Source organism: Ketobacter sp. MCCC 1A13808 (assembly GCF_009746715.1).
In the GTDB taxonomy this organism is placed as follows: domain Bacteria; phylum Pseudomonadota; class Gammaproteobacteria; order Pseudomonadales; family Ketobacteraceae; genus Ketobacter.
The window spans coordinates 1-3629 of sequence record NZ_VRKW01000041.1 but is presented as its reverse complement, the minus strand read 5'-3'; the positions used below and the strand labels follow the sequence as shown (position 1 = coordinate 3629).

Here is a 3629-nt window from a genome sequence, read left to right as displayed (position 1 = left end):
GCAACGGTCGTGCTGTGGGGCGGGGCCATCCGCCTGAGTATCGCTTCTTTACGCTCTGGGGAGTATCTTTGCATTGTCGTCCTCTGAAAAGTTCAGGTGACAACAAGGCTGACAGATAGGGCATCCGCTTAACAAGAATAACAGAATGTATAAAACCTTATTGTTTAAAGTATATTTTTGCATACTAATTTTAATTTCTATTTAAAAAAGACAGAATTCGAACGCTGCCTATATCTACTCTTGCGATCTTCTCATGAACCTAACTATTGCAGCCTCATACTTATTTAGGGGCTCAATTCCAACAGTAAGAGCTTCTTCTTCAAGTTTCATTTGAGATCGAACAGACGACTCATAGAGTTTAAGTTCATCTTCTTCTAGCTGTGCCCAATAGCCATCTCTATTTGAGTCTATTTTGCATTTTCTTGGTAACGTCTCTTTAACTACAATTGAGCCGTTTGAGTAATATCTATTGTTGTAGATACATCCGTTAATTTTACCTCTATCAATTACCAGCTCCCAAGGGAATCCCGTATCCTTCTCATTATTTTGCTCTGCTACTGCCAGATCAAATGCCAAATTTGTAACGGCTATCACAATGAAATATCTAAGCATGATATCTTCCCCAATTACATTCCAAATACAGAATAACGCTCCTCACTTCGTAGCGCATAACGAGAGTAGATATATGGAATCGTTAAGAAAGTTGGCGGTCAGCTTGCGCAGCAAGATGGGTGACAACTTTTAGATTCCATATCATCTGGTTGTTATATTGCGCTCGTCCCTCGGTGTTTCAATTCACCACCAACCCTTTTTTGAACGCGGTTTAAATTTAAGAGAAATATAAGTGACCGTAGATTCACTCTACACTCTGAAGCGCAAGCCGTCGTCCGCATCAACTCGTTATGCGTGCGGCGGCTTGCGCTTCAGAGCGTACAGAAAGATGAAATCGCTGACCAGTTCCCTCACAGCTTTAGCTGGGTTTTTCACACACTGACTATGGACTTTATCGTACATCCAGCCCGGTATGATCCTGAGCGGGTGCACTATAACGCGCCGCACAATGGCAGACAAAGTGGTGCGAGTTTTTGGCATAAGATGGCGAAGCCATGCCAAAAATTTGCGTAACTTTGGCTGTCCAAGCGACCGTAGGGAGCGATTGCTGCGGTTTGTTATGCGATCGATCGTATTTGGTAAGCGGAGATAGTTCGCAGTTATTAGATCTCAATTTCACGGCAAAAATCTACACTGTCTCCTTACAGCCTAATGGTTTATAGACTCTATCCAACGATGCTGGGTTAGATTTCAGTTTTGAAGTAGGTCGGATTGGTCTTTCAACTAGACCGCCACCACAATTTGGGCAAATAAAATTTAGTCGATTCGACGTGCAATCTCTACAGAAGGTACACTCAAAAGAACAAATATAAGCACCGCTCGAGTCTGCCGGTAGATCTTTGTCACAGCATTCGCACCCTGGCCTCATCTCCAACATAGGGATCTCCAAAATTAAGTTTTATTTGTGGCACGGTGGTGAATACTCGCATAACGCCCGCATCACAGGAGACAACGGAGCAGAGCCAATTGTGGTAAAGTGCGCGAAGCGCACCACAATTGGCGGCGCGCAGTTGGCTTCCTGTGCATGCGCTTGTTAAGCTTTTTCGCTGTATATAATGTAATAGTAGTTGAAGAGACATTTTATCAAATGGTGCATACGGTGCATTTCCCTATAAGAGAGCAAGCATTTCCGTATAAAATCCATAAAAAATAACGTTTCTTGTTTTTCTTGATTCATCCCTTCTTTTCTAGGGTAGTATGTTATCTTTTGCGATACATCATCATATTCTGCCTTGAAGTGAGCGATAGAGTTACGAAGCTGATTATCATAAAGGCTTTCATCTATCTCATACCAGCAGTCATCCAGGAATTCAATTTTCTGACCAAACGCTACATCCGCATATTTATTTAATGATTTCGGCGTTCGTTTTCCAAAATCACCAAACTCGTTGTGATCGCCTCTTAATATTATGTTGTTTATTCCCGCAATCAACACCAGCTGGCGCGACATAATCTCAGATATATCTTTATATAAATCTTTATACGTTAAGAATTCATCAGTTGAGACCCTGAAAGCAACCAGTTCATTCTGATATTGCTGATCGAAATCAAAAAATAGCGCGGGCCTGAACACCAATTCGTATTTGAGAATCTCTGGATATATCTCAAGGCAATCCTTTTGTAGATTCTTTAGGAAGTCATTTGAAATAATATCGCGAATGAACTTATCAAACGCTTCTTTCTTGCCTTGCATTAGGTCGCGAGTCACCCGCATAAAAATATTGACAGATTCTGCGTTTTCATTTGGCATAGAAAACGGAAAAAATACTTTAGCAATTACTGCATACAAAGCAAGATTTAGATCTTTTTGCTCACTAGACCTTAACTCCTCCGAGAATTCCTTCTTGCATAATCTACCAAAAAGATCAGGGTTTTTATCGTATAACCTCATCACTCTTTTTATGGTATCTACTTTTGGATATAAAAAGTTAAGTGCATTTAGGCGATGATTATGAACTTGATAGTTTTCGTAGCCAATTCTTTGAACCCCCTTCATAAACGCTGTCATTCCCATAACATAGGGTTCAAACGAAACAGGGAAATCTATATGTAAATCTACAAAGGGGTTTGAGCCGTCAAATGGGCCCTCAAAAGGAAGACTTACTGCGCCCTTAATTTTTATTCCGCCTTTACGTGGGTAAATAATGTGTATCGGTTCCCCGCAATTCACGCAGGCAAACCTCATAGGTGTTTCATCCCTATTTGACATGCCAACCCTCACATCAATTAGAGATTCACATGTATTACACTTCAATTGGTAATTAAAATTCATTCAACACCGTATCAACAATTTTGGCTGGGAAGCTTAACGTCCGCAACAGGGGCAAACTTGGAGCGCCAGCGGAAAGTTTGTCCCTGCCTGCTTGCGTTTGTTATGCGTTGCTGGATAGTGACGATTCATACTCCACGAAGCCATCTTCTATTGTTGGGAAAATATCTACAATTTCAAAATAAGGTACTGTATAGATCTTGCTATCCCGCAAAGCATCTATCATGAAATAATAATCTTGAATGTTTTCGGTCTCGTAGACAGCAATATCACTACATTTGGTGCTGAAAGCTTCTACATCATAGAGCCGCACCGATACACTTGGATATTTTGCAAATATTTCAGTTTTAATATGACTAAAATAGTTTTCCCGATCATCTCTACTAAGGGAAAGCCATTCTTTTGTAGCATTCATATGTATAAAAAAGGTGTACTTTCTGGGCATTACTTATTCCTTATTGATTCCATATGGCTTGATGACGCATAACGCCCACATCAGTGGGCCACTGGAGTGGAGCCGTTTTTGTGCAATAATGAGCAAAGCGAATGCACAAAAACGGCGGAACGTAAGCGGCTCCACTGCATGTGATGGTTATAATTTGCTTGGGAAAAACACATTGCCTGCAACGCCCACCAACTCGTATTTTGTTTTGTCTTTTGTTGCATCGTAATAGGATAAAACTGTTGAAGCCCGAATGTAAGTGGGCCGACCTATCGAGTTATGATGCTGCCGTAAGTCACACTGTTA

General features: G+C 41.0%; 4 protein-coding genes. All 4 read right to left on the bottom strand.

Annotation, left to right across the window (positions count from 1 at the left end):
* Positions 1–234: 234 nt before the first annotated feature.
* Positions 235–612: a hypothetical protein gene (locus tag FT643_RS22750; RefSeq protein ID WP_156873700.1), complete on the bottom strand. Its 378-nt coding sequence runs from the start codon at positions 610–612 to the stop codon at positions 235–237.
* A 628-nt stretch (positions 613–1240) separates the two neighbouring features.
* A complete protein-coding gene (locus FT643_RS22745) occupies positions 1241–1489 on the bottom strand; it encodes a DUF1272 domain-containing protein (protein WP_156873699.1) in 249 nt (82 codons plus the stop codon).
* A gap of 156 nt (positions 1490–1645) precedes the next feature.
* The gene (locus tag FT643_RS22740; protein ID WP_198043826.1) at positions 1646–2884 is read right to left on the bottom strand and encodes a hypothetical protein; all 1239 of its coding nucleotides are present in this window, start codon (positions 2882–2884) and stop codon (positions 1646–1648) included.
* Between the two features lie 100 nt (positions 2885–2984).
* Positions 2985–3326, bottom strand: coding sequence for a darcynin family protein (locus tag FT643_RS22735; RefSeq protein WP_156873698.1), 342 nt, complete (start codon positions 3324–3326; stop codon positions 2985–2987).
* Positions 3327–3629 lie beyond the last annotated feature (303 nt).